The following is a 20,784-nucleotide window of genomic DNA, read 5'->3' on the forward strand; positions in this document are numbered from 1 at the left end:
TGAACTTGGAGAAGGCTACGATCAAACAAGTTATCGGGGAGATCAAGCGGAACACGGAATTCAGTTTCGTGTATAGCGATGCGGATATTGCGGGAATGGAATGTGTGGATGTCTTTTTTAAGAATGAACCTGTTGAGAATATTTTGACAGTATGTCTGAAAGGGACGGGATTGAAGTTCGCAATCGAGGAAAAGACAATTATTATATGGAAGGGTACTCCGGTGAAACAGGATGTGAAAGAGGAAAGAATATTGAAAGGGCGAGTCGTTGATGAGAATGGGATGCCTCTGCCGGGAGCAACCGTGATATTGAAAGGTACGGCGTTAGGAGTTGTTGCGGATACAGCCGGAGCTTTTAATATTATGTTACCGAAGGAGGGAAAGCATATGTTGGTGTTTTCTTTCGTGGGAATGAAAAAGCAGGAGATTCCGGTGACCGATAAGGAATTTATTGAAGTTGTGCTGGAAGAGGATAGAGAGGCATTGGCAGATGTGGTGGTGACTGGATACCAGACGATTGCCAAGGAGCGGGCAACGGGGGCTTATTCGATCGTGGATGAGGAGACGTTAAAGAAGAAACCGACGTCCAATCTTGCACAAGCGTTGATTGGGTTGGTGCCGGGATTAACAGTCGTCAGCGCCCCCGTGGATGGACAGGTGCGGTTTGCTATTCGGGGGCAGGGTACCATATCGCAAGTCTCTATGGGAAATGCCAATTTTAAGCCGGACAATGATCCGTTGATCGTGGTGGACGGGTTCCCGATCAGTGGCTATAGGCTTGATAGCGACCCGTTTTCAACGATTAACCCGAATGATGTAGAATCGGTGACGGTGTTGAAAGATGCGGCGGCAACTTCTATCTACGGTGCACGTGCTGCCAACGGGGTGATCGTGATCACCACGAAAAAGGGACGAACGGGGAGAAAGTTGGAGATTGCGGCAGATGCGTACTGGTCTGTGAGTTCACGGACAGATTTGGACTATTTGTTCAATATGGCTTCAGCGGAGAATCAATTTCGTTTCGAGGAATTGATGCATAAATATAATCCGATTAATCTTGCAAGTAATGATCCTTACACGAAACTTTCCTCCCGGAGGCGATATATGTCGGCTCCATTCGGTATGCTATACGAACGGGATAATAAAAAGAATCTCTCCGCAGGAGATTATGAGGCTAAAAAACAGGAGCTTATCGAATTAGGAAACCGTGAGGTGTGGAAAGATGATTTGAACGAGTATATGTTCCAGCGGATGATGCGTCAACAATATAACGTGTCGTTGCGGGGAGGTTCAGAGAAGTTGGATTACGCGTTCTCGGCTTCTTATGATGATGAAGATAGTTACTTGCAAGAAAATGGCAAGCGACGTATATTGTTGAACTTGGCGAGTAATGCCCGGTTGACGAAGAACTTGACGTTCGAGTTTGCGGTGAGTACTATGTTTGATCGGGATGAGAACAATGGGACGAGCATTGAAAGTATGCGGGGGTGGCTTAGTCCGTGGACGAGACTGACGGATGACGAGGGAAATTTCGTACACGTGGCAACCTCTCAGACGGTATATGAGCCTTTGTTGATGTCGGGGGAATATTATGCAGGAAAGACTCCGACGGACTGGACGTACAATCCTGCTGCCGACCGGAAATACACGGATAACTATTCGAAAACGATGAATTACAGGGTACAGGGAGGTTTTGAATACCGGACAAATTGGGGATTGAACATGAGTGCCAAGGGACAATATGAACAGCGAAGATATACCAAGCACGTGTCTTACGAGCCGGAATCGTTTTACGTGAGAAATTTGTATAACACGTATGCCGAGCCGTTAGAGTCCGGGAGGTATGTTTCTTATTTCCCGACCGGGGGCGTGTTTTCCAACGAGGGACACACATATGAGGCTTATAATTTGCGCGGGCAGGTGGATTATACGATGATAAAAGATAAACATATGTTCAATGCCTTGGTGGGGACGGAGGTTATTTCCGCCACGACGGAGGCTGATCCGAAAGTGACACGCTACGGATATAACAAATACACTAATTCCGTGTTGACAGAGTTGGATTACGTGACGAAACGGAATAATATTTTCGGGGTATCCGAGTATATGCCTTTCGAGAAATTGGGAAGTCTGTCAACATTGGAGGATCGCTTTTTCTCGGTGTATGCGAATGCATCATACACTTATGACGATCGTTATTCGGTGACTGCCAGTTTCCGTACGGATGCGTCCAATTTTCAAGCGGAAGACGTGCGTGATAAATTCTCCCCGTTTTGGTCGATGGGAGCTAGTTGGTTGATTTCGAACGAGCGTTTCATGCAAGAGGTCTCTTGGGTGGATCAGTTGAAGTTGCGGGTATCATATGGTATTGCGGGTGTGGCAGCCGGTAAACAGGGAACGTCCAGTGTGACGACGGTGGCTGTATATCCGGGTAGCTTGGTTTATTCTGGTAACGAGGCTTTTAATACGATCGCTGCACGCGGAAACAACACGTTGACATGGGAAAAGTCGAGGACGCTGAATATCGGGGCGGACGTGGCGTTTTTCGGGCATAAGTTGAGCGGTAGCATAGAGTTTTATAACAAGTTTTCGTACGATGTACTGGCGAACACGACGGTGCCGGTGATTTCACAGGGGGAGACATCCATGTTGTTGAATAATGCAGAGATATTGAATAGGGGAATCGAGTTTACCATCGGTTCGGATCTTCCGGTAGCGGGAAATCTGATTTGGAGCGGTATGTTGAATTATTCCTATAATCACAATGAGTTGAAAAAATTCGGTTACACGGGGCCTTATATGCCGGTGGGACCTGCATACGTGGTAGGACACCCGATCGGTTCTGTGGGAGTGCTGAAAGCGGTGGGGTACACGCCGGAAGGTTACGTGTTGTTGGAAGGGAAAGACGGTACACAAGAGATCATTATGGATTATAATTCTTCGCATTCGATGGATTACGTGATACCTCGGGAAGGAGAGTCGTTTAATGATAGTAATTGGGCTTATTATTTGGGAACGTTGGCCCCGACGAGTTCATTAAGTTTTAGTAACCAGTTTAGCTGGAAAGGATTGACACTCTCTTTCATGATCACGGGGCAGTTTGGTTATTATGTCAATACGACTTCTTCTGACAGTTTTTCACCTGCTAGTAGAAACTCGGCGGCCTATTCTAAACGCTTGGACAAGGCTTTGGAGGTATATGATGAAGGATATGCCAATCAGACGTCTTATTCCGAGTTGCCGCTTTACACGGATAGTAATGTGGATGCATTCCGGAGTGGAGAGACATATTGGGCCACGATAGGGGCAGCGATGTATTTTAAGAGCGGTTTCGTGAAAGGTGATCATATTCGCTTGAATGAAGTGTTCTTGGGATATGATCTACCGGAAAACCTGTTAGCAAAACAAGGGGTGTTCAGTCGGGTGAATATTTACGCGCAAGCAAGTAATTTGGGGCTAATTTGGAGTGCTAACGGGAAGATGGATCCCGATTATCCTCTTGGAAGTTTGAAACCAATGCCCGTGTTCACGTTTGGGTTGCGACTCGGTTTTAAGAGTTGGTAGAATGATTATGAATGGATAAAACAATAAGAAATATGAAAAAGATATATGCAATTATCACCTTGTTGGGAACCATGATATTGGGGGCGTGTAATGACTTTTTGGATGAGACAACGGACAAGTCGGGTAGCGCTTACATTTATCACATGGATCAGCTTTACGGGCTGATGGGAAGTATTGATCTTTATTTGTTTAACAATATAGATTCGGATACGGGGGAAGGATCTTCTTCCGGGGCTTACTTGACGGAAGCGCTACCGCTGTCAGATGCGGTGGAGTTGTCTCCGGAGTTTTACGTGTACGGATTGTTGTCGGGAGAGCCTACGACTTACGAGGCGTATTGTTGGCAAGGGGAGACGTTGATGACGTCGGACTGGATGATATGGACTTGGACTCCGGTTTGGGAACGGATTTATCGTTTCAATACGGTGCTGGAATATTTGGATGAGGTCGTGCAGACGACAGCGGCTGTACACGATCAAGTGGAGGGAGAGGCCCGTTTCGGTAGGGCGTATTACCACTTTATGTTGTTGACGCAATATTGTTTGTGGGATGAAGACAAGCCGGGGATCGGTTATCGGGATAATGCCAAGGCGGGAGAGATTCCGGGACGGGAGACTGTCGGTTACACGTTGGAGCATATTTACGAGGATTTAAGGTTGGCGGAAGAAGCATTGACGAGAGCAGGACGTACGACGTTTGATCAGACGCGTAATTTCCGTCCGACAGTACCGACCGTGCAAGCATTCCGGGCGCGGGTTGCTTTATATCGGGGGGATTACGAGTTGGCGTTGGCGAATGCGACCGAAGCATTGAAAGCCCATCATGTTCTAGTGGATTTCAAGAACGAACCGGAGTACGAGTTGGAAGAGTGGAGTTGGATTAGCGTGTTAGATGAAGAGGGTGAACCGGTGGATGAGATTGTTATAAGTTCTATGTTTGAGTTGGACGATATGGATGTGGAGGCGGTAGCCAAGTATGAAGAGTTGTACTTACCCAACGTGTCTTGGGAAGGGCTAGGGGGAACTTGTCCGATATCAAAGTCTTTTTATGAACTTTGGGATCGGGAGAATGATGCCCGCTGGATTTATTTCTATAGTTCTTGTACGCCTCTTTTGATGGCTTATGCTAATCTTGTCGAATTGGATCCAGAGACATGGACCGAATATATCACTCATGAAAATTGGCAACGTTTGAAACCTTGGAATTTGTATAGCTATTCACGTTTTGCCGGTAACTCGCTTATCGGGATGACCACGGCCGAGATGTATCTGATCAAGGCTGAGTGCGAGGCTCGAAGTGGCAATACAGGTGAGGCGGCCGAGACGTTGCGAACGTTGAGATACACTCGTTTCATGGACGAGGCGTCTGCCGAGGCCGGGGTTACAGGTAGCGTGCAGAACGTGCTGGATGAGCGGTTACGGGAGATGGGTGCATTCTGGAGATTCTTTGATGTTAAACGTCTGAACGGGGCGGAAGATGCCGGTATTTATGTACGTCGTGAAATTTTGACAAACCCTGTTGATTTGAACACGCGTACCGTATTGGAAATTGCCCCGGATGATCCTCGTTGGGCATTACCGTTCTATACCTTTGAAGCGGAGATGATGGGGTGGGAACAGAATGCCGGTTGGGAATAATGTATAGAATGATAAGTTGTATAAAATTGAAAAAGAGGGTGGATAAGTAATTGAAGACGTGGAATATAGAAGTGTAATTAATTTAAAATAGGATAAAAATGAAAAGCTTTTTAATATTATTGGTGATCAGCGTGTTGTTCTCTTGTGGTAGTCAGGCGGGATACGTGTTGAAAGGGGAGTTTAAGGGAGCGGGTAACGGGCGTGCCGTGTTATTGATGAGTAGTGAAGGTCAGCGGGTGATCAGCGATACGGTGGAAATGAAGGGAGGAAAGTTCGTGTTTGAGGGAGAAGTGCCGGATGCCGGATGGGCAACCGTGGTGGTGGAACCGGAGGGGAAGGAGGGCGTTCGAATGATGTTGGCATTGGAAAATAGCCGGATCGAAATGCGAGGTGATTGGAATAATTTAGGAATGGATGAAAACGAGGAGCTGGCTGTCCTTGGGATGCAAATTATCGGTTCGAAGAATCAAGACGTGTACGAACAAGTGGAGGGGCAGTATAAAGCGGTAAAAGAATTGCCGGAGTTTACAAAATTTGCAGAGATACTAGAAAAGGTGCTGGAAACTCCGGAAATATTGGAAGATACTACTTTTTATTGGGAGTATAAGAAAGGGTATGATGTATGGATTGCACGTGTAAAGAAAGAACAGTTGAAAATAATGGCAGCTAATCCGTCCGTGGAAATGGTGGCTTATGAATTGGGTTATATGAAGGATAATATGACGTTGGAGCAACTGGAGCAGGTTTTCGGGCAGTTCGACGTGAAAGTGCAGCAGAGCAAATGGGGAAAAGCGATTCGGGAAAGTATCGAGTTGCGGCAACGGATTGAACCGGGACGCTTGGCTCCGGAGTTTACACTAGCCCGGCGTGATAGTTCTTTGGTGAGCCTTGCTGATTACCGGGGTAAAGTGGTGGTGCTTGATTTTTGGGCAAGTTGGTGCAGGCCGTGTCGGGCGTCTTTTCCTTGGGTGCGGGAATTTTATGAAGAGTATCGCGAGAAAGGGGTCGAGATTATTGGAGTGAGTATTGATGAGAATAAGGCCTCATGGGAGAAAGCATTGGATGAGGAGAGGTTGCCGTGGCCGCAGGTGATAGATGAAATCGAGAAGGGGAGGTCTCGTGTGGGAGGTTTGTACCACGTGTTGGCCGTGCCGATGTTCGTGGTCGTGGATAAAGAGGGAAAGATCGTGGTGCGAGCCCACATGGAGAAAAAGGAGCTGTCGGCAGTAGTGGAGAAAGTCTTGGGAAAGTAACAACAAGTTAATAATATCGCAGGCATGCATATCGCTAAATTATAAACGGCTTCTCGAAACGATGCATGCTTGCGTTTTAGGCGTTGGTTTGGGAAAAAAAGCATATAAAGCGTTGATGCCAAAGGGGGAAGGCTAGCCAGGGAGGTTGTTGAAGGAAATGCTGAAATAAAGGTGAGTGCAAAATAAACAGCGGTAAATTTCACCACGGTGAAATTTACCGTATACCTTTTATCTTCTTTCCTTTCGATTCGTTGTGAAAGCGGTCAACAGCCGTGATCACGTAACGGCATTTGAATTTTTTGTTCGGGATGTAACATTCCGTGTAGCGGGTGACAGCGACGATGTGAGCCGGGTCGTTCAGGTTGATTTTCTGGCCGGGGAAGAAACGGTAGATGACGAAATACTGGGGATTACGGGGATCTTCCCGGTCTCCGCGGGCGAACCATTTCACCGTGTAGCCTTTTTCCGAGCGTTCGGCTCGGGGAGAGGCTATTTTCTTGGGACGGCCGTTGTGCATGTGGGTATAGGCTGGGATTAATGCGGGGCTACGGTGGTAATGTTCCCGGAGGCTATCGGTAATCCCACCGTTATTCCAAAGAATCTCGTTCGCGGGCCAGAAACAATTGCCTTTCACGTGACGTAAGGAACGAGCGAGTTCCATCTTTTGGGTGAGATCATTGGCTTTCATCGTGCGGGCAACGTCCTGCCCGATGTATAGGTGAACATCATGAGCATTTTTGTCCCACCATTCAGCCAGCGTGATATAGTCTGCGGCCGGGTGGCCGATTTCCCAGTATATTTGGGGTATGTTGTAATCAATCCATTTCTTTTTGACCCATAAGGTTACGTCGGCATACAGGTTGTCATAGTTCTGCAACCCGTTGGTGTTGCTACCGCTACCGTCGGGAGTACTTTTTTTGTTTCGGTAGATACCGAAAGGACTGATCCCAAAGCGTACCCATTCTTTGGTTGTCACGATGGTGTGTTTCAGCTCGCGGATGAGTTTATTGACATTCTCCCGGCGCCACTCGTCCCGTTCTTCGGGTTTGTAGCCTTTCCCGTAGGTGCGGAAACTGTTGTCGTCCGGAAAAGGCATCCCGTTCACGGGATAGGGATAGAAGTAATCGTCCATGTGAATGGCGTCCACGTCATAGCGGCTCACGATGTCTTCCACGATCCGGCAAATGTACTTCCGGCAAGCGGGTATGCCCGGATCGAAAAGTAACTGTTTGTTGTAGGTAACGAACCATTCGGGATGTTCGTGGTACACGTGGGTTTCTGCCAGCGTGGAGGTGCCGGAAGTCCCGGCGCGAAAAGGATTAAGCCAAGCATGAAATTCCATGTTACGGCGGTGACATTCCTTGATCAGGAAAGCCATGGGATCGAACAGGGGATCGGGGGCAACACCTTGCTTGCCCGTGCAAAAACGGCTCCAAGGTTCTATTTCCGACAAGTACCAGGCATCGGCTTCCGGGCGGACTTGGAAAATTATAGCGTTGATCCCACATTCTTGCAATTGGTTGAGTTTACGAATAAAATCGGCTTTCATCTCTTCCGGTGTCATTTTAGCATATTCGCTCTGGAAAACGGTTTGAATCCATGCCCCGCGAAATTCTCGCTTAGGGGACTTTTGTGCCGATAAGGTGGTTATACCTAAGATCAAAAATAGAATGAGTAACCGGATATGTTTCATGCGTGTTGATTTATGATGTCGCGAATATAGTTATTTGTCAGAATAAAAGAAAGGGAGACTATGATGTCTCCCCAAAGTGATGGATTTAGATGTACTATGGTGTGAATGGGATCCGGTCGATCCCTCGGCGGGATTAATCCAGTCGTTGGATTAATTGTTCCATTTGTGCTTTTATATGTAGTGTTTCTTCTGATTCTTTTTTAGGTTTCAGCGTGAGTATCTGACGGGCACATTCCAGTGTCTTGTCCCGCAGGCCCATTTCAAGGTACAATTGGGCCAGTAGGAAATTGGGATACACAAGGTTGGGAACCATGTGATGTGCTTTTTGAAAATACTGTTCTGCCAGTTGATATTCGCCCAGTGCTTGGTAGCTCTTGCCGATGCGATTATAAATCTGCGGGTCAGGGAGAATTTGTGCCACTCGTTGAAGGATGGCGATACTCTCTTCATGTTGCCCGGTTTGTGACAAGGCGTACCCGTATTCCATGAAAAAATAGGGGTGACGTAGCGTGTTTGTTAGCGGGGCGTATATTTTAGCTGCCGTGGCATATATTTTCATTTTATAGTAAAGACGTCCGTGGGCCCATTGTTTGTATGCTTTGAACATCGTGAACTGGGGGTAAACGATGGTGGTCGTGATCCCGATCAAAAGTAGAGAGGTCATGATCGGTATAACTTTGGGTATTCTTTTTCTTGCGGGCTGAATGTCTGAGGTCCCGAGAGCGATTAACAGTACCAACAAGATCGAGAGGGATAATGATTGAATAGGGGAATTGATGAATCCCGCGAGGATAAAAGCAATTAAGGCTCCCGTGATAGCCAGTTTCTCCGGGTGTTTATCCATGTTCCTGAATCCAGAGAACAGGACGGAAACGATGAGGCCGATAAACAATAATATCCCGATGATTCCCGTGCCGGTTGCCAGTTGAATGAAGTCGTTCACCGGGCAGTTGGGATTTCCGGCAAGGGCTACTTCCTGTTCGGTTGGTTCTCCTTGTTCAAAATAGATTGTTTGGGCATCCCCGAATGCTTTCCGGAAATTGCCGATCCCGACACCAATGATCGGTTTTTCCTTCAGCACTTGCAGGGATATTTTCCAGGTTAACAGATGTTCGTTTATTTCATCCTTCCGTAATCGATAAAAACCGGTGGTAAGCAAGCCTATCACGAGTAAGAGAGTGATCCCGGATATGGCAGTTCTTTTGTGACTTCGGAGTATAGAGGCCTTTATAAAGGAGTGAAGGTCCAGTTTAAAGTACAGGACAAATAGCCCGCTACATCCCGCGATAAACCATGCGGATGGGATTCCCGTAAACGGTAGTATGGATAGAATCCCGATTAGCCCGAGGGCAGAAAGAAGGAATAAAAGAATGTCGTCAACAATTTCCAATCTCACATGTTCTTCATCGGCTTCGGTAAGGAGACGAGAGTAACCGTATTTTAATTTCTGGAATAACGTGATGGTCCAATAGAGAGCTATGGGTAGAGTGATGGCCAGAAACATGGCATAGGAGTTCGTGTGGGGTAGCGAGCCTGAGAGCGTGAAGTCTTTTTGCATATCGGGGATATAGGCGTACAACTGGCAATATCCCCAGATTACCTCCAGTAGTGCAAAAGCGATCAGCACGAATTGGAATATCTTGGTGGCTTTTTTATAGTGGTGGAAAAAGGTGTCGAAGAAGAAAAAGGAAATGATTACTAGCAAAAATATTTTTGCGTTCATCATTTCCATGTTAGAGTAGCGGGATATGTCAATAATCACTACAGTCAAAATCCCTATCATTATTGACTTGGTTATGTCGATACTCGCGACCGACATAGAGTAAAAAGCAAGACCGAATGTTATAACTCCCGTGAGTAATAACGTGGAGTAGAACCAGAAATATTTGGCAAGCGTTAGCCCGTTCATTCTGTCAGGATCAATTACCAGTATGGTCATAACCAGTAATATGAATCCGGTGAAAGCGATCGGGTATGCTATGTCTCGTGTTTCTCTTGCCATGGTTTAATCTAACGATTCAATTCTCCGTGGTATTATTTGCCGTTTCCGGGTAAAGGTCCTTGGAAGGAGACCTATCTGAGACATCATTCCAAGGCCTGGTCTCACGCGGAAATTAATCCAATGTATATTTGATTAACACTGAATTCGGGTTGTTTGTCAAACCGTAAATTGCATTCTCTTCTTTGTTGAAAGAAATAGAGGTGAACGGATTTCTTAATAAATAAGTGTGGACGTGATTGCCCTCCCAGTCGAACACAACAATCCGTTCACCGTATACTATCTGGTCTTTATATTTGCGGTAACTTCTACCGGAATACAAGGCGTATATGTACTCGTCAGTAACTTCAATATCACAGAACCCGAAGAGATTGTCTGTGGAATAGGCAACGGGCGTTCTCCGCATGTTTTTAACTGTGGCTTTCGGAGAATAAAGATTCAGCTCGGCAACGCGAGTGATATTGGTGCAAGGTATGAGAGAGCAGAAATCGATGATGCCACTCTGCATATTCGCACAGACAAATTTTGTTCCGTCGGGTTTTATCTTGATGATATTACTGGCAAATAAAGCACTTCTTAAAGTATCGTTTATGGTGCGATAACTCGGTATTTCCGGGTAACTTAAAAAGTATTCTTCGCTATTGTTGTTCATTAAACCGTATCTACCTTCGTCAAACATTCCGGTAGAGATAATTGTCGAGCCTGATTTTGCCACGCAAAGGTGTTTTTTATCCTTGGGCATATCAATAAATTTAGGTCCGAATTCAGGTTGTCCGAAGTGATTTAGATCGAATTCAACTAATCTGTCATTTCCAAAGTCATAGGCGGAAAGGATTCCTTTGTCGTCGAGGGTCATCGTGAGAATATAGAGTCCCCGATCCGCACCCATTCCCGTTGGCAGATAACTACCTAGTAACTTCCCGTTTTCTTGGTATATGGAGATTTTATTAAGTCCGTTTAGATCCAAAACGATAAGTAAGGAGTCTTTTTTGATGACTTTTGTCGGGTTGTAAATTCCAATTTTTTCCAAGTTAATCGTTTCACCCAGTTGATTCAAGGAGATAGCACGACTTGTACTGAATAATGGGTTATCTTCTTTTGGCACTTCATGTTTCTCGTCGGAACAACCGAAGGCGAGCAATAAAGCTATAATTATAAATGCTGTCTTTTTCATAGTGAATTGTTTATGGAAGGGATAAGCCTACATGAAAAACTGGATTACCATCTTTATCAAATGTCATACATATTCCACCCGGAGCCTTGCATGGATCGTCTCCTCCATCCTCGTTATTTCCAAATGCTTCGATATTTTGAATTTTTATATCTATATTCGTAGAATCTTTCCTTAGATTTACATTTAGCAATGTAAGAGCTAAGGTTATAGATATAAAGCATATTATTAATATTACTCTTTTCATTTGTTTTGGTATTTAATACAAGGCAAAAATAGGAGATGAAAATGATTTAAATTGTATCTAATTTGTACCTATTTTTTGTTAATTTATCTAAATGGTTTTGGAGTGCATTATGCGTATGAGAGAGAATATTTTTCAGTACTTTTGTGTGGATTTGTAAAATAGTACCTTATGAATAGAAAGATTCATGTTACTTGGGGTGTTTCGATATTTGCTATACTTTGCCTACTGATATTTCAAGGTTTCTGGCTAAATCGAGTTATTGAACTAAAGAAAATAGAATATTTGAATTTAGTTAATAGTACATTGTCTGGTGCAATAGAATCTGGTTTTGAGGAATATATTGTTCGTAATCAGTCTAAGTTAGAAGATCCTGTAATTGTAAGTGTAAATTCGGGTGAAAGCCTTGTAAAATTTGTCTCTAGAGGTGATACTACTACCTTAAATTATAAACAGGATTATGGTTACTTAAGTGTATTACGTAAAGTATGTTATGATTTAATAAAAGAACAATCTGAAGAAAATATTTTTATGTTGGATAGCGTATGTAAATCTATTTTTGTGAGTAAAGGGATTAAAGAAAAGTATGTTCTGGAACTTGTAAATACACAAACTGGTGATATTATTGCGTCAACGGATAATGGTTCTTCAAGAATAGAGAGACATCTCGTTTCCAACATGGTAGAATTAGGTTTGAAAAGTCATCATGGTGTGATTGTTTATTTTGATATGCCCTATAAAACGTTTTTTACACAAATGACGGGAGTGTTGATTAGTTCTTTCGTCTTGTTCGTGTTATTAATTGTGTGTTTTATTTACCAGATCAAAACGATTCTCGTTCAGTACCAAATATCCAAGATTCGGGAAGAATTTATGAGTAGTATGGTTCACGAGTTGAAGCTTCCGTTATCTGCCGTGCAAAATGCTTTTTCCGGGATTATTTCGTACGGAACTGAAAATTTGAAGGATGCACAGAGAATATTGTTAAATGCGGCACATAAACGGGTGGATCAATTGAATAATTTCGTGTATAAATTATTAATTGTTTGGAAACAAGGGTTTAAAATATCGTGGAATAGATTAAATTTGCGAGAAACTATTGATTCACTGGTTGCATTGTTTGATCCGATGTTAATGGGGAAGAATGTCTCTATCAAGGTTGACTATCAGTTGAGCGTTGATGTAATTGAAGCGGATGATATTCATTTCCCGAATGCCATAAGTAATTTGATAGAGAATGCTATCAAGTATTCGGGAGATCCGGCAAAAGTAGAGATCGAGTGTAAAGAGATGGACGGGATGGTAGTGATTGCCATTAAAGACAACGGGATTGGAATTCCGGAAAAGTTGAAAGAGAAGATCTTCGAACGGTATTACAGGATTCATCGCGGGCGTTCGACTGACGTGCATGGTTTCGGGATCGGGTTAAGCTACGTGAAACAGGTAATCGAGGCGCATGAAGGCGTGATTCGGGTGGAAAGCGAGGTCGGTGCTGGCACGACTTTCACCGTGATGATCCCTTTGGTGAAAGATGAGAATGATTAACAGTTGATAAACGGGAAAATGATTAAGATTTTGTATGCAGAGGATGATATTATGCAGGCAAGGACATGCATTGATTATTTAAAACGAGCCGGTTTTGAAGTGTTTCATGCTGTAGATGGAGTACAAGCCTTGTGGTTGTACCGGAAGGAAACTCCCGATTTAATTTTGATGGATGTAATTATGCCTAAGATGAACGGTTTTGAGGTCGTTAAAATTATTCGAGAGGAGGATTTTTCCGTACCTATTCTGTTTATCAGTTCTTTGACACATTCGCAACATGCTATTGACGGTTTCGATCTTGGTGCGAATGATTATATTCGTAAAGAAGTGCTTTTGGATGAAGTGGTTGCACGAGTGAACCGTTGCCTGAAGAGTATGGGAATGTTGAAAGTGGAAACTGATTTTGTGAAAATTTCTAATGATATCTCGTTTAACCCGATTCGTCGTTACTTGATTATAAAAGGGGAGACGAACCAGCTGACTCCTATGGAGGCAAGAGTGTTGAAAACCTTGTGTTTGAAGAAAAATCAATACGTGAGTAAGGATGAACTGGTCAAAGAAGGGTGGGGAAATGATTTTAAAGAGTCCTATCGTTACCTGGACAAGGTAATAGCCCGTTTAAGAAAATATTTACCCAAAGGAGGAGCCGTTGAGATCGTCACGTCATGGGGAAGGGGTTTCGGGCTGATGGTTAAGAAAGACTCTAATGAAAGTTAGTCTATCGATTCTCCATAGATGTAAGAGTTGGTAGGGAGTAAGTCATGAATAATGCAAAGTGACTTTAAATTTATTGTTTTTATATATTTTAACAAAAAATAGGTACAAATTTGCTACAAATTCTCCTAAAATTCTTGTATAAATTTAGACCCTGACTTTATAACGAGAAAGTGTGGAGTGTGTTTATAAAGATCAGCCGAGGAATATATTTTTTTAGAATTGTATTTTTTTAACTTCTGATTGCAATATGAAAACAATTCAAAAATTATTGAAACGGAAAAGGCGTGATCTGAAAAGTAAATCTTTTGCTGCTTTTTCTTTGCCGGAATTACTGGTGGTGTTGGTGATTATCGGCATTTTGGTGTTAATCGCGTTGCCCAACCTGATGCCTTTGATCTCGAAGGCCAAGAGTACGGAAGCGCAACAGCAACTCGTGTTTCTTCACACGTTGCAGAAGAGTCATTTTTACACGAATTCCCGTTATTCCACCTCGTTGAATGACTTGGATTTCGAGCAGGCCAAGTTGGTAACAGACGGGGGAAACGCGAATTACAAGATCGAAATTATCGAGGCGAACGAGAAAGGATTTCGGGCGAGAGCCACAGCCGTCGTTGATTTTGATGGCGACGGGGAGTATAACGTGTGGGAAATTAACCAAGACAAGGAGTTGAAGGAGATAACGAAGGACTAACCGAAAAAAGTATGGAATTGCTGGCTTTTGTCCCGCTGGCCTTTATGATCTGTTCGGATTATAAAGAGCGGGTGATTCGCATATATCCATTATTGTTTTTCGGGATTTTGACCGTAACCGGTAGCGTGTGGCGATGGGGATGGGGGGAGTGTGTGGTACGTGTTGTGGGTGGTGTGGGGGTATTGGCATTTCTGACGGGAGGGGTATTACTTTATCTGTTACTGAAATACCGAAGAAGGATAAATCCGTTTCGAGAGTATATCGGGACGGGGGACGGGGTGTTTTTGCTTTGTCTGACCCCTTTTTTTCAATTGATGGAGTTCGTTTGGTTTTTGATTATTGCCTTTGCACTAACTTTAATAACTTGGATTTTAGGTTTGTATAAAAATGAGTCCAAGCGGGGAATCCCGTTGGTGTCAACGGTGGGAGTTTGTTACGCTTGTTATCTCGTGTATTGTTTTATCTGTTTTTGATCGTGTTATGAAAGAATTGACTGTTGCTACGGAGGCCTTGGAATTATTGACATCGAGAGAGGCCAGGGAATATCGTTTGATTCCTTTTGAGATAAAGGGTGATCAACTTGGGTGTTATGGCGAGCAAGGATATGATTATGAGAATATCGTGATGGAAGTAGAGGTTTTGACGGGAAAGCGTTTGAAGGTGGTGTTTTTGGCGGAAGAAGAGTTCTCTAGGTTGTTAGGGCGTCATTATCGTCAGGAATGTCAGGCACGAAACCGAGGGGCGGTATCGCTTACGGGAGGGAAAGGTTTTTTGCATGATTTAATTGAAGAGGCTTACCGGGAACATGCAAGTGATATTCACTTGGAGGCGTACGAGGATCGGTGTCGGGTGCGTTTCCGGATTGACGGTAAGTTGTTGGAACGACACGTGATCGAAAAGGGAAATTACGCGGCTTTGGTGAATCAAGTGAAGATACTGGCGAATCTGGATATATCGGAAAAGCGTTTACCGCAGGATGGGCGTATTCTGCATGATTCGGGAGGGAGCCGATTCGACGTGCGAGTGTCTTCCTTACCTACGATTCATGGAGAGAAGATCGTGATGCGGTTGTTAACCCGGCAAATAGAGTTGCTTGATTTGAAAAACCTGGGATTTAGTCCGGGACAATTGGAGGCTTATCTGTCAGCGATACGCCATCCGCACGGGTTGGTTTTGATTAGCGGTCCCACGGGATCGGGAAAGAGTACCACGCTGTATGCCACGCTCCGGTTGTTGAATGATGTCGTGAGTAATATACTGACGATCGAGGACCCGGTGGAATATACCTTGGAAGGGGTGAACCAGGTTCAATTGAAAGAGGAGGTCGGGTTGACTTTCACGAGTGCTTTGCGTACTTTCTTGCGGCAGGATCCGGATGTGATTATGCTGGGAGAGATCCGGGATGCCGATACGGCACAGATGGCGATACGCAGTTCTTTGACCGGGCATTTGATTTTCTCGACGATTCACACGAATAGTGCTTGGGGAAGTGTTTCTCGCTTGATAGATATGGGTGTACATCCTTATTTGATTTCCGATACGTTGATTTTATGTATGGCACAACGTCTGGTGCGCTTGCTTTGCCCGGAGTGTAAAAGAGAGAGAGAACCGGATGAACATGCGAAGAGATTACTGGGAGAGGATTCACAACCGGGTAAATTATACCGGGCTGTGGGGTGCGAATATTGTTATTACACGGGATATAGTGGGCGTAAAGCTATTTATGAAGTGATCCCGATAGACGATGAGTTAGCCGGGGCAATCCGGACGGCCGAGAATGAGGTGGGGCATTTGCTGGAAGAACGTCATATACAGACATTACAACAATCGGCGATCGGGTTGTTGAAAGCGGGAAAGACGTCGTTGGAGGAAGTGTTACCGTTTATAAGTTAAAAGCTAAAAACTAAAAGTTGTATGATAAAGATGATGATGAATATAAGGATCTTTGGGATGGCGTGTATACTCTTGTTTTGTTGTTTTGTCGTGAGGGGACAGGCGGGAGAACCCAAGGTGTGTCTTGATTCTGTTCGTGTGAGGTTAGAGCGGGCGGCACGTTTGGATAGCACGTATTTCTCGGAAATAGATTTGTCGGTAGGACATTTGTCTATCGGGGAATTGTTTCGAAATATTGCCCGGGTACACGGGGTTAATTTGTGCGTGAAGGTAGATGAGGGGCGTATGGTGACTTGTAATTTTAACCGGGCGAGATTAGTTGATTTGTTATATTTCCTGTGCCGGGAGTATAATTTGGAATTGGATGTCGTGGGGAATATAATTTCTTTAAGCGAGCCAATTCCTTTGGTTGCGATTCCCCGTGAGCCTAAGGTCGAGACGGATAGTACGAAAAAAAGGTTGTATTACGATTTGCTGGATGACGAGTTGGTGGCGGTCATGAAACGGGTGACCGCATTGACCGGGGAGCATGTGGTGATACCCAAATCGTTGTACGGGAACCGGGTTTCCGGCTATTCTGCCGGATTGCCGGTGCGTGAGGCGATACGAACGCTGGCCTCGGTGAACGGGTTGGAGATTGAGCGGGATAAAAATGGCGTGTGGAGGTTTGAGGCTCCACTTCCCCCGGTGGGAGGAAATCCGGCATTGTCATCTTCTTATGTCAAAAGGAGAAATTTCACGCCGGATCAAGTGAACGTGGATAGCACAGGAAGGGTGAGCGTATCTTTGAATCGGGGAAATATTCATGACGTGGTGCTGGAAATATTCGAGCGTCTGGGAATGAGCCGCCTCTTTCTTACCTCTCTGGATCAACAGACCTCGGTGTTCGTGAAGGACGTGGACGTGCCGACATTGTTGAATGTTTTGTTCGCGGGGACGCCTTTCACGTATCAGGTGGAAGGAGGTATATATATTTTCGGCTCAACGACGAAAGATAAGACTCTTGTTACCACACGGGTTGTTCCTTTGCGTTACCGGACGGTGGATAAGGTGGTTGAATTAATTCCCACGGCCTTGAAATCTGCCGGGACACAAGTTCAGATGTTTGCTGAACAGAACAGTATTATTGTTAGCGGTACGAGTCGGCAGGTTGAGCTGGTGGAGCGTTTTCTGGAGTCGATAGATCAAAGCGTCCCGCTCGTGACGATCGAGGTGTTGATCGTTGATAGCAAAAAAAGCGTGCTTCACGAGGTAGGTATCGAGGCCGGTATCGGGAAAGAAGGACCCGCTACAACGGCCGGGACGTTGAGTCCGGGAGTGGAAATGTCTTTGTCTGCGACTTCAATCAACAGGTTGATTAATAGTTTTAATGGTTTCGGGTCGATCAATCTGGGGAAGGTAACACCTAATTTTTACATGAGTTTGCAAGCGTTGGAAGCGACTGGGAATATAGAATTACGTTCGACCCCGAAGTTATCAACGTTGAACGGGCATAGTGCCACGTTGAAAAGTGGGGAAACAAAATATTACAAGGAGGTACAGACTAATTATTACGGGTCGCAAACACCTGTTCCCTCGGAATCCTACACATGGAAACCGGTAGAGGCTAATCTGAAACTCGATATTACTCCTTTTGTGAGTAGGGATGGGAAGATCACGCTTCAAGTGAAAATCGAGCAGAGTCAATTCACTGAACGGGAAGGGAAAATAGACGAAGAAGCTCCTCCGGGAGCGGTTACCCGTAGTTTTGAGTCGCAGGTGATGGTGCGTGACGGGGAGATGGTTTTGTTGGGAGGTATTGATAATAATACACGGGAGAAGTCATCCAGCGGAATTCCTTTTATTGCTCGGATACCGGTGTTAAAGTGGTTGTTCGGGAAGACAAAGAATAACAAAATCGATCAGAAATTGAACGTGTTTATAAAGCCAAGCGTGATTTATTGAATTAGAAGTCAAATGAACAGGATAGGAAGATTGGAAAAAATGTTAGACCGGATTACGGTGATCTTTGCTTTTTTGCAACAAGACGGGGTAATAAAGCTGGATGTTCTCCGACTTGTTCGGGGGAAACATGGTGTGCAGGTAGAGGAGGACGTGCGAGAGGTGATTGCGGGGGATATAGGGGAGATGAAGTTGAAAGAACCGACGTTGTTATTGGTGGCCGGGCACGGAATTATTCGTAAAGTTTTTCACGAAGGGGATGAGGACGGGATAAGAAGAGTGACAGAAAATGAGAATATAATATGGGAACGTTTTGACCGGGACGACGGGGAATGTGTGCTCTGTTTTACCCGACGGGATAAAATTGAATCCTTGGAAGAAGAACTGCATGGATACCAAGTTCCCGTGATAGAGACTTGTTTACAGGGAGTCCGGTCCGGGGAGGAGGGGTTACCCATGAATCAAGAGTGGGTTCGAGGAACAGCAATCGGGTTGGCTGAAAGGTTTTATGACCGGGGGATAACGTGGAATGATTTGTTGAAAGGAGGGAAACGGGGAGATTCGTTAGCAGCGTTGATTGCGGGAAAAATCAAACTGATCGCTTTGCTTTGTTTGTTGGGATTGCTGGTCGTGAATTATTTGTGGAATACCTCTGTCCGGGAGAAATGTGCGAGCCTGCAGTTGGAAATTGTTTCTTTGGAACGGGATGTCTCGAACCGGGAAGAATTATCGAGGGAAATGGAACGAGTGGTTCGGGAATTTGAGGGAAGCGGGACGGGGCGTATGAGTGTCGTGCTGGATCGTGTAGCTGCTCTTATTCCCCCGGAGGTGAATCTGGATATGCTGGTCGTGAATCCGTTGTTGAAAGGATTGGAAGAGGGAAAGTCTGTCGTGACGAGGGATGGGTGTATCGAGTTGTCTGGGGTGACGGCTGATCCGGAGCAAGTTACTTCGTTCACGGGTAGATTGTCGTCAAGTGCTTTTGCTCGGCAAGTGAAATTGGTCTCTTTGGACAGGAACCGGGAGACGGGGTTGTTTAACTTTAAAATATGGATCAGGTTATGAAAGAGTGGAAACAGCATAAGGGATTTTTACAACTGGTCGGGTTGATAGTTATCGTACCGTTAGTGGCTTGGGTGTTCGGATTCCGGCAAACCGTGAAACTTTGGAGAGAGAGTAATGACCGTCAGGAAATGGTCGGTCGTTTATCGGAAAGTTGTTCCGGGGTGGGAAACGAGTTGCCGGGGAGCGTGTCCGGAAAACAGATTCTGAATAACGGGGTGTTGCTCGGGCAACTGGAACGACCGATTCGGAATAACGAGGTGAAGATGGTGAAATACACGCCTTATCTTACAAGGGAAGAGGGGAAATTGCAGGTACACACGGGGGAACTCGTGCTTTCCGGGAGTTTTATTTCCCTGTTGAAGGTGATGCATTACATGGAAAAGGAAGGGCATCCGGGGAAAATCGTTTCTGCCGGTTTCCGTTTGTTTGATGATCGGGCCAAAAAGGAACGACAGTTAAGAATGACACTGGTTGTTCAACAATTAACGATGGAAAATTAAATATATCATGATATGAAAGTAGCAAAAATTATCACGGGAATGTCTTTATTGATTTTGTTTTTGGTCATGGGGTGCAGGGATGTGTTCGAGAAAGATATATCGGAAAAAGAGGTGGAGCTTATTGCCCCGGCGGATAGCGTGGAAACGACTCATGCCACGTTGACTTTCGTGTGGGAGGAACGGGATGGTGCAACGGGCTATCGCTTGGTGGTTGTGTCGCCTTCTTTTGATAGAATTGAGTTGTACGTGCTTGACACGTTAGTAGAGGGGAATCAGTACACGTATACTTTGGAACCGGGGAGATACGAGTGGGGTGTGAGGCCGGAGAACTCGGCATACGAGGGAATTTATCGATGGAGGGTGTTAACCGTACTTGAGAATGCGGAAGAACTACAGCCGGAGGAACAGCCATGAAAACGTTGAAAAGTAAAAAATCGATACCCTTGTTGCTTGTCGTGGTTGTTGTTGTGTGGGGATTGATCATCTACCGGGTGGTAGTGTATAGTAGTGGAGGAAAGGTTATGCCTAAGATAGCGGGAGAAAGATATGTGATCGAGAACAAGGAAATCGACACGTTGTTTTTGAATTACCGGGATCCGTTTTTGGGAACGGTTCCCCGGATCGTGAGACAATCGCCTCCCCGGGTGCGGGCAAAAGTTACCTTGGAAGAACCGGATTCTCCTCCCGGATTTCAATTCGCCGGGAGAATACGAAAGGGGAAACAGGATTATTGGTTGATGAAGTCGGGAGGCGACACGCGGCTGGTTCCCGTGAAAGAAAAAAGCGTTGACGGGTACCGGGTGGAACGTGTCTACCGGGATTCCGTTTGTTTGCGAAAAGGAAAGAGAGTATACACGCTTAAAATAGAGTGA

At 45.1% G+C, this 20,784-nt stretch carries 17 protein-coding genes; 13 read left to right on the forward strand and 4 right to left on the reverse strand.

What is annotated here, in order from left to right; all coding sequences use genetic code 11:
* The 3 genes from AB5542_RS14900 to AB5542_RS14910 all read left to right on the forward strand — a co-directional run.
* A partial coding sequence (locus tag AB5542_RS14900; protein ID WP_368243153.1) for a SusC/RagA family TonB-linked outer membrane protein occupies window positions 1-3,563 on the forward strand: 3,563 nt, incomplete at its 5' end.
* 32 nt (window positions 3,564-3,595) lie between these two features.
* Window positions 3,596-5,200, forward strand: coding sequence for a RagB/SusD family nutrient uptake outer membrane protein (locus tag AB5542_RS14905; RefSeq protein ID WP_279039646.1), 1,605 nt, complete (start codon window positions 3,596-3,598; stop codon window positions 5,198-5,200).
* A 98-nt stretch (window positions 5,201-5,298) separates the two neighbouring features.
* On the forward strand, window positions 5,299-6,453 hold the full coding sequence (locus AB5542_RS14910) for a TlpA disulfide reductase family protein (protein WP_118304789.1): 1,155 nt from the start codon (window positions 5,299-5,301) through the stop codon (window positions 6,451-6,453).
* Between the two features lie 214 nt (window positions 6,454-6,667).
* On the opposite strand, the gene AB5542_RS14915 is transcribed toward AB5542_RS14910, so the two are convergent.
* The 4 genes from AB5542_RS14915 to AB5542_RS14930 all read right to left on the reverse strand — a co-directional run bounded on the left by AB5542_RS14915 (window position 6,668) and on the right by AB5542_RS14930 (window position 11,563).
* The gene (locus AB5542_RS14915; protein ID WP_118304788.1) at window positions 6,668-8,146 is read right to left on the reverse strand and encodes a glycoside hydrolase family 10 protein; all 1,479 of its coding nucleotides are present in this window, start codon (window positions 8,144-8,146) and stop codon (window positions 6,668-6,670) included.
* Between the two features lie 133 nt (window positions 8,147-8,279).
* On the reverse strand, window positions 8,280-10,148 hold the full coding sequence (locus AB5542_RS14920) for a hypothetical protein (RefSeq protein WP_279039642.1): 1,869 nt from the start codon (window positions 10,146-10,148) through the stop codon (window positions 8,280-8,282).
* 112 nt (window positions 10,149-10,260) lie between these two features.
* Window positions 10,261-11,319, reverse strand: a complete 1,059-nt coding sequence (locus tag AB5542_RS14925; RefSeq protein ID WP_164719538.1) for a BF3164 family lipoprotein — start codon at window positions 11,317-11,319, stop codon at window positions 10,261-10,263.
* 10 nt (window positions 11,320-11,329) lie between these two features.
* Complete coding sequence (locus tag AB5542_RS14930) at window positions 11,330-11,563, reverse strand: hypothetical protein (RefSeq protein WP_279039638.1); 234 nt, start codon at window positions 11,561-11,563, stop codon at window positions 11,330-11,332.
* 168 nt (window positions 11,564-11,731) lie between these two features.
* Here AB5542_RS14930 and AB5542_RS14935 point away from each other — a divergent pair, with 168 nt between their 5' ends.
* The 10 genes from AB5542_RS14935 to AB5542_RS14980 all read left to right on the forward strand — a co-directional run bounded on the left by AB5542_RS14935 (window position 11,732) and on the right by AB5542_RS14980 (window position 20,784).
* The gene (locus AB5542_RS14935) at window positions 11,732-13,105 is read left to right on the forward strand and encodes a sensor histidine kinase (RefSeq protein ID WP_288215296.1); all 1,374 of its coding nucleotides are present in this window, start codon (window positions 11,732-11,734) and stop codon (window positions 13,103-13,105) included.
* Between the two features lie 18 nt (window positions 13,106-13,123).
* Entirely contained in the window at window positions 13,124-13,822 is a 699-nt protein-coding gene (locus AB5542_RS14940; RefSeq protein WP_279039635.1) for a response regulator transcription factor, read from the forward strand.
* A 247-nt stretch (window positions 13,823-14,069) separates the two neighbouring features.
* Window positions 14,070-14,513 carry a type IV pilin protein gene (locus AB5542_RS14945; RefSeq protein ID WP_279039634.1) on the forward strand — a complete coding sequence of 148 codons (444 nt, stop codon included), beginning with the start codon at window positions 14,070-14,072 and terminating at the stop codon, window positions 14,511-14,513.
* Window positions 14,514-14,524: 11 nt separating this feature from the next.
* Window positions 14,525-14,986 carry a hypothetical protein gene (locus AB5542_RS14950; protein ID WP_279039633.1) on the forward strand — a complete coding sequence of 154 codons (462 nt, stop codon included), beginning with the start codon at window positions 14,525-14,527 and terminating at the stop codon, window positions 14,984-14,986.
* Between the two features lie 7 nt (window positions 14,987-14,993).
* Window positions 14,994-16,406, forward strand: a complete 1,413-nt coding sequence (locus tag AB5542_RS14955; RefSeq protein ID WP_279039631.1) for a GspE/PulE family protein — start codon at window positions 14,994-14,996, stop codon at window positions 16,404-16,406.
* A gap of 30 nt (window positions 16,407-16,436) precedes the next feature.
* Window positions 16,437-18,350 (forward strand): type II secretion system protein GspD, encoded by a 1,914-nt coding sequence (locus AB5542_RS14960; RefSeq protein WP_368243154.1) that lies wholly within the window; start codon window positions 16,437-16,439, stop codon window positions 18,348-18,350.
* A gap of 12 nt (window positions 18,351-18,362) precedes the next feature.
* A complete protein-coding gene (locus AB5542_RS14965; protein WP_279039628.1) occupies window positions 18,363-19,412 on the forward strand; it encodes a hypothetical protein in 1,050 nt (349 codons plus the stop codon).
* Window positions 19,409-19,912 (forward strand): hypothetical protein, encoded by a 504-nt coding sequence (locus tag AB5542_RS14970; protein ID WP_279039627.1) that lies wholly within the window; start codon window positions 19,409-19,411, stop codon window positions 19,910-19,912. The genes AB5542_RS14965 and AB5542_RS14970 overlap by 4 nt, the downstream gene beginning before the upstream one ends.
* A gap of 12 nt (window positions 19,913-19,924) precedes the next feature.
* Window positions 19,925-20,326 carry a hypothetical protein gene (locus AB5542_RS14975; protein ID WP_279039626.1) on the forward strand — a complete coding sequence of 134 codons (402 nt, stop codon included), beginning with the start codon at window positions 19,925-19,927 and terminating at the stop codon, window positions 20,324-20,326.
* Window positions 20,323-20,784, forward strand: coding sequence for a hypothetical protein (locus AB5542_RS14980; RefSeq protein WP_279039624.1), 462 nt, complete (start codon window positions 20,323-20,325; stop codon window positions 20,782-20,784). The genes AB5542_RS14975 and AB5542_RS14980 overlap by 4 nt, the downstream gene beginning before the upstream one ends.

It is taken from the genome of Butyricimonas sp. RTP31003st1_G1_RTP31003_210430, assembly GCF_040920905.1.
Taxonomy (GTDB): Bacteria; Bacteroidota; Bacteroidia; order Bacteroidales; family Marinifilaceae; genus Butyricimonas; species Butyricimonas paravirosa.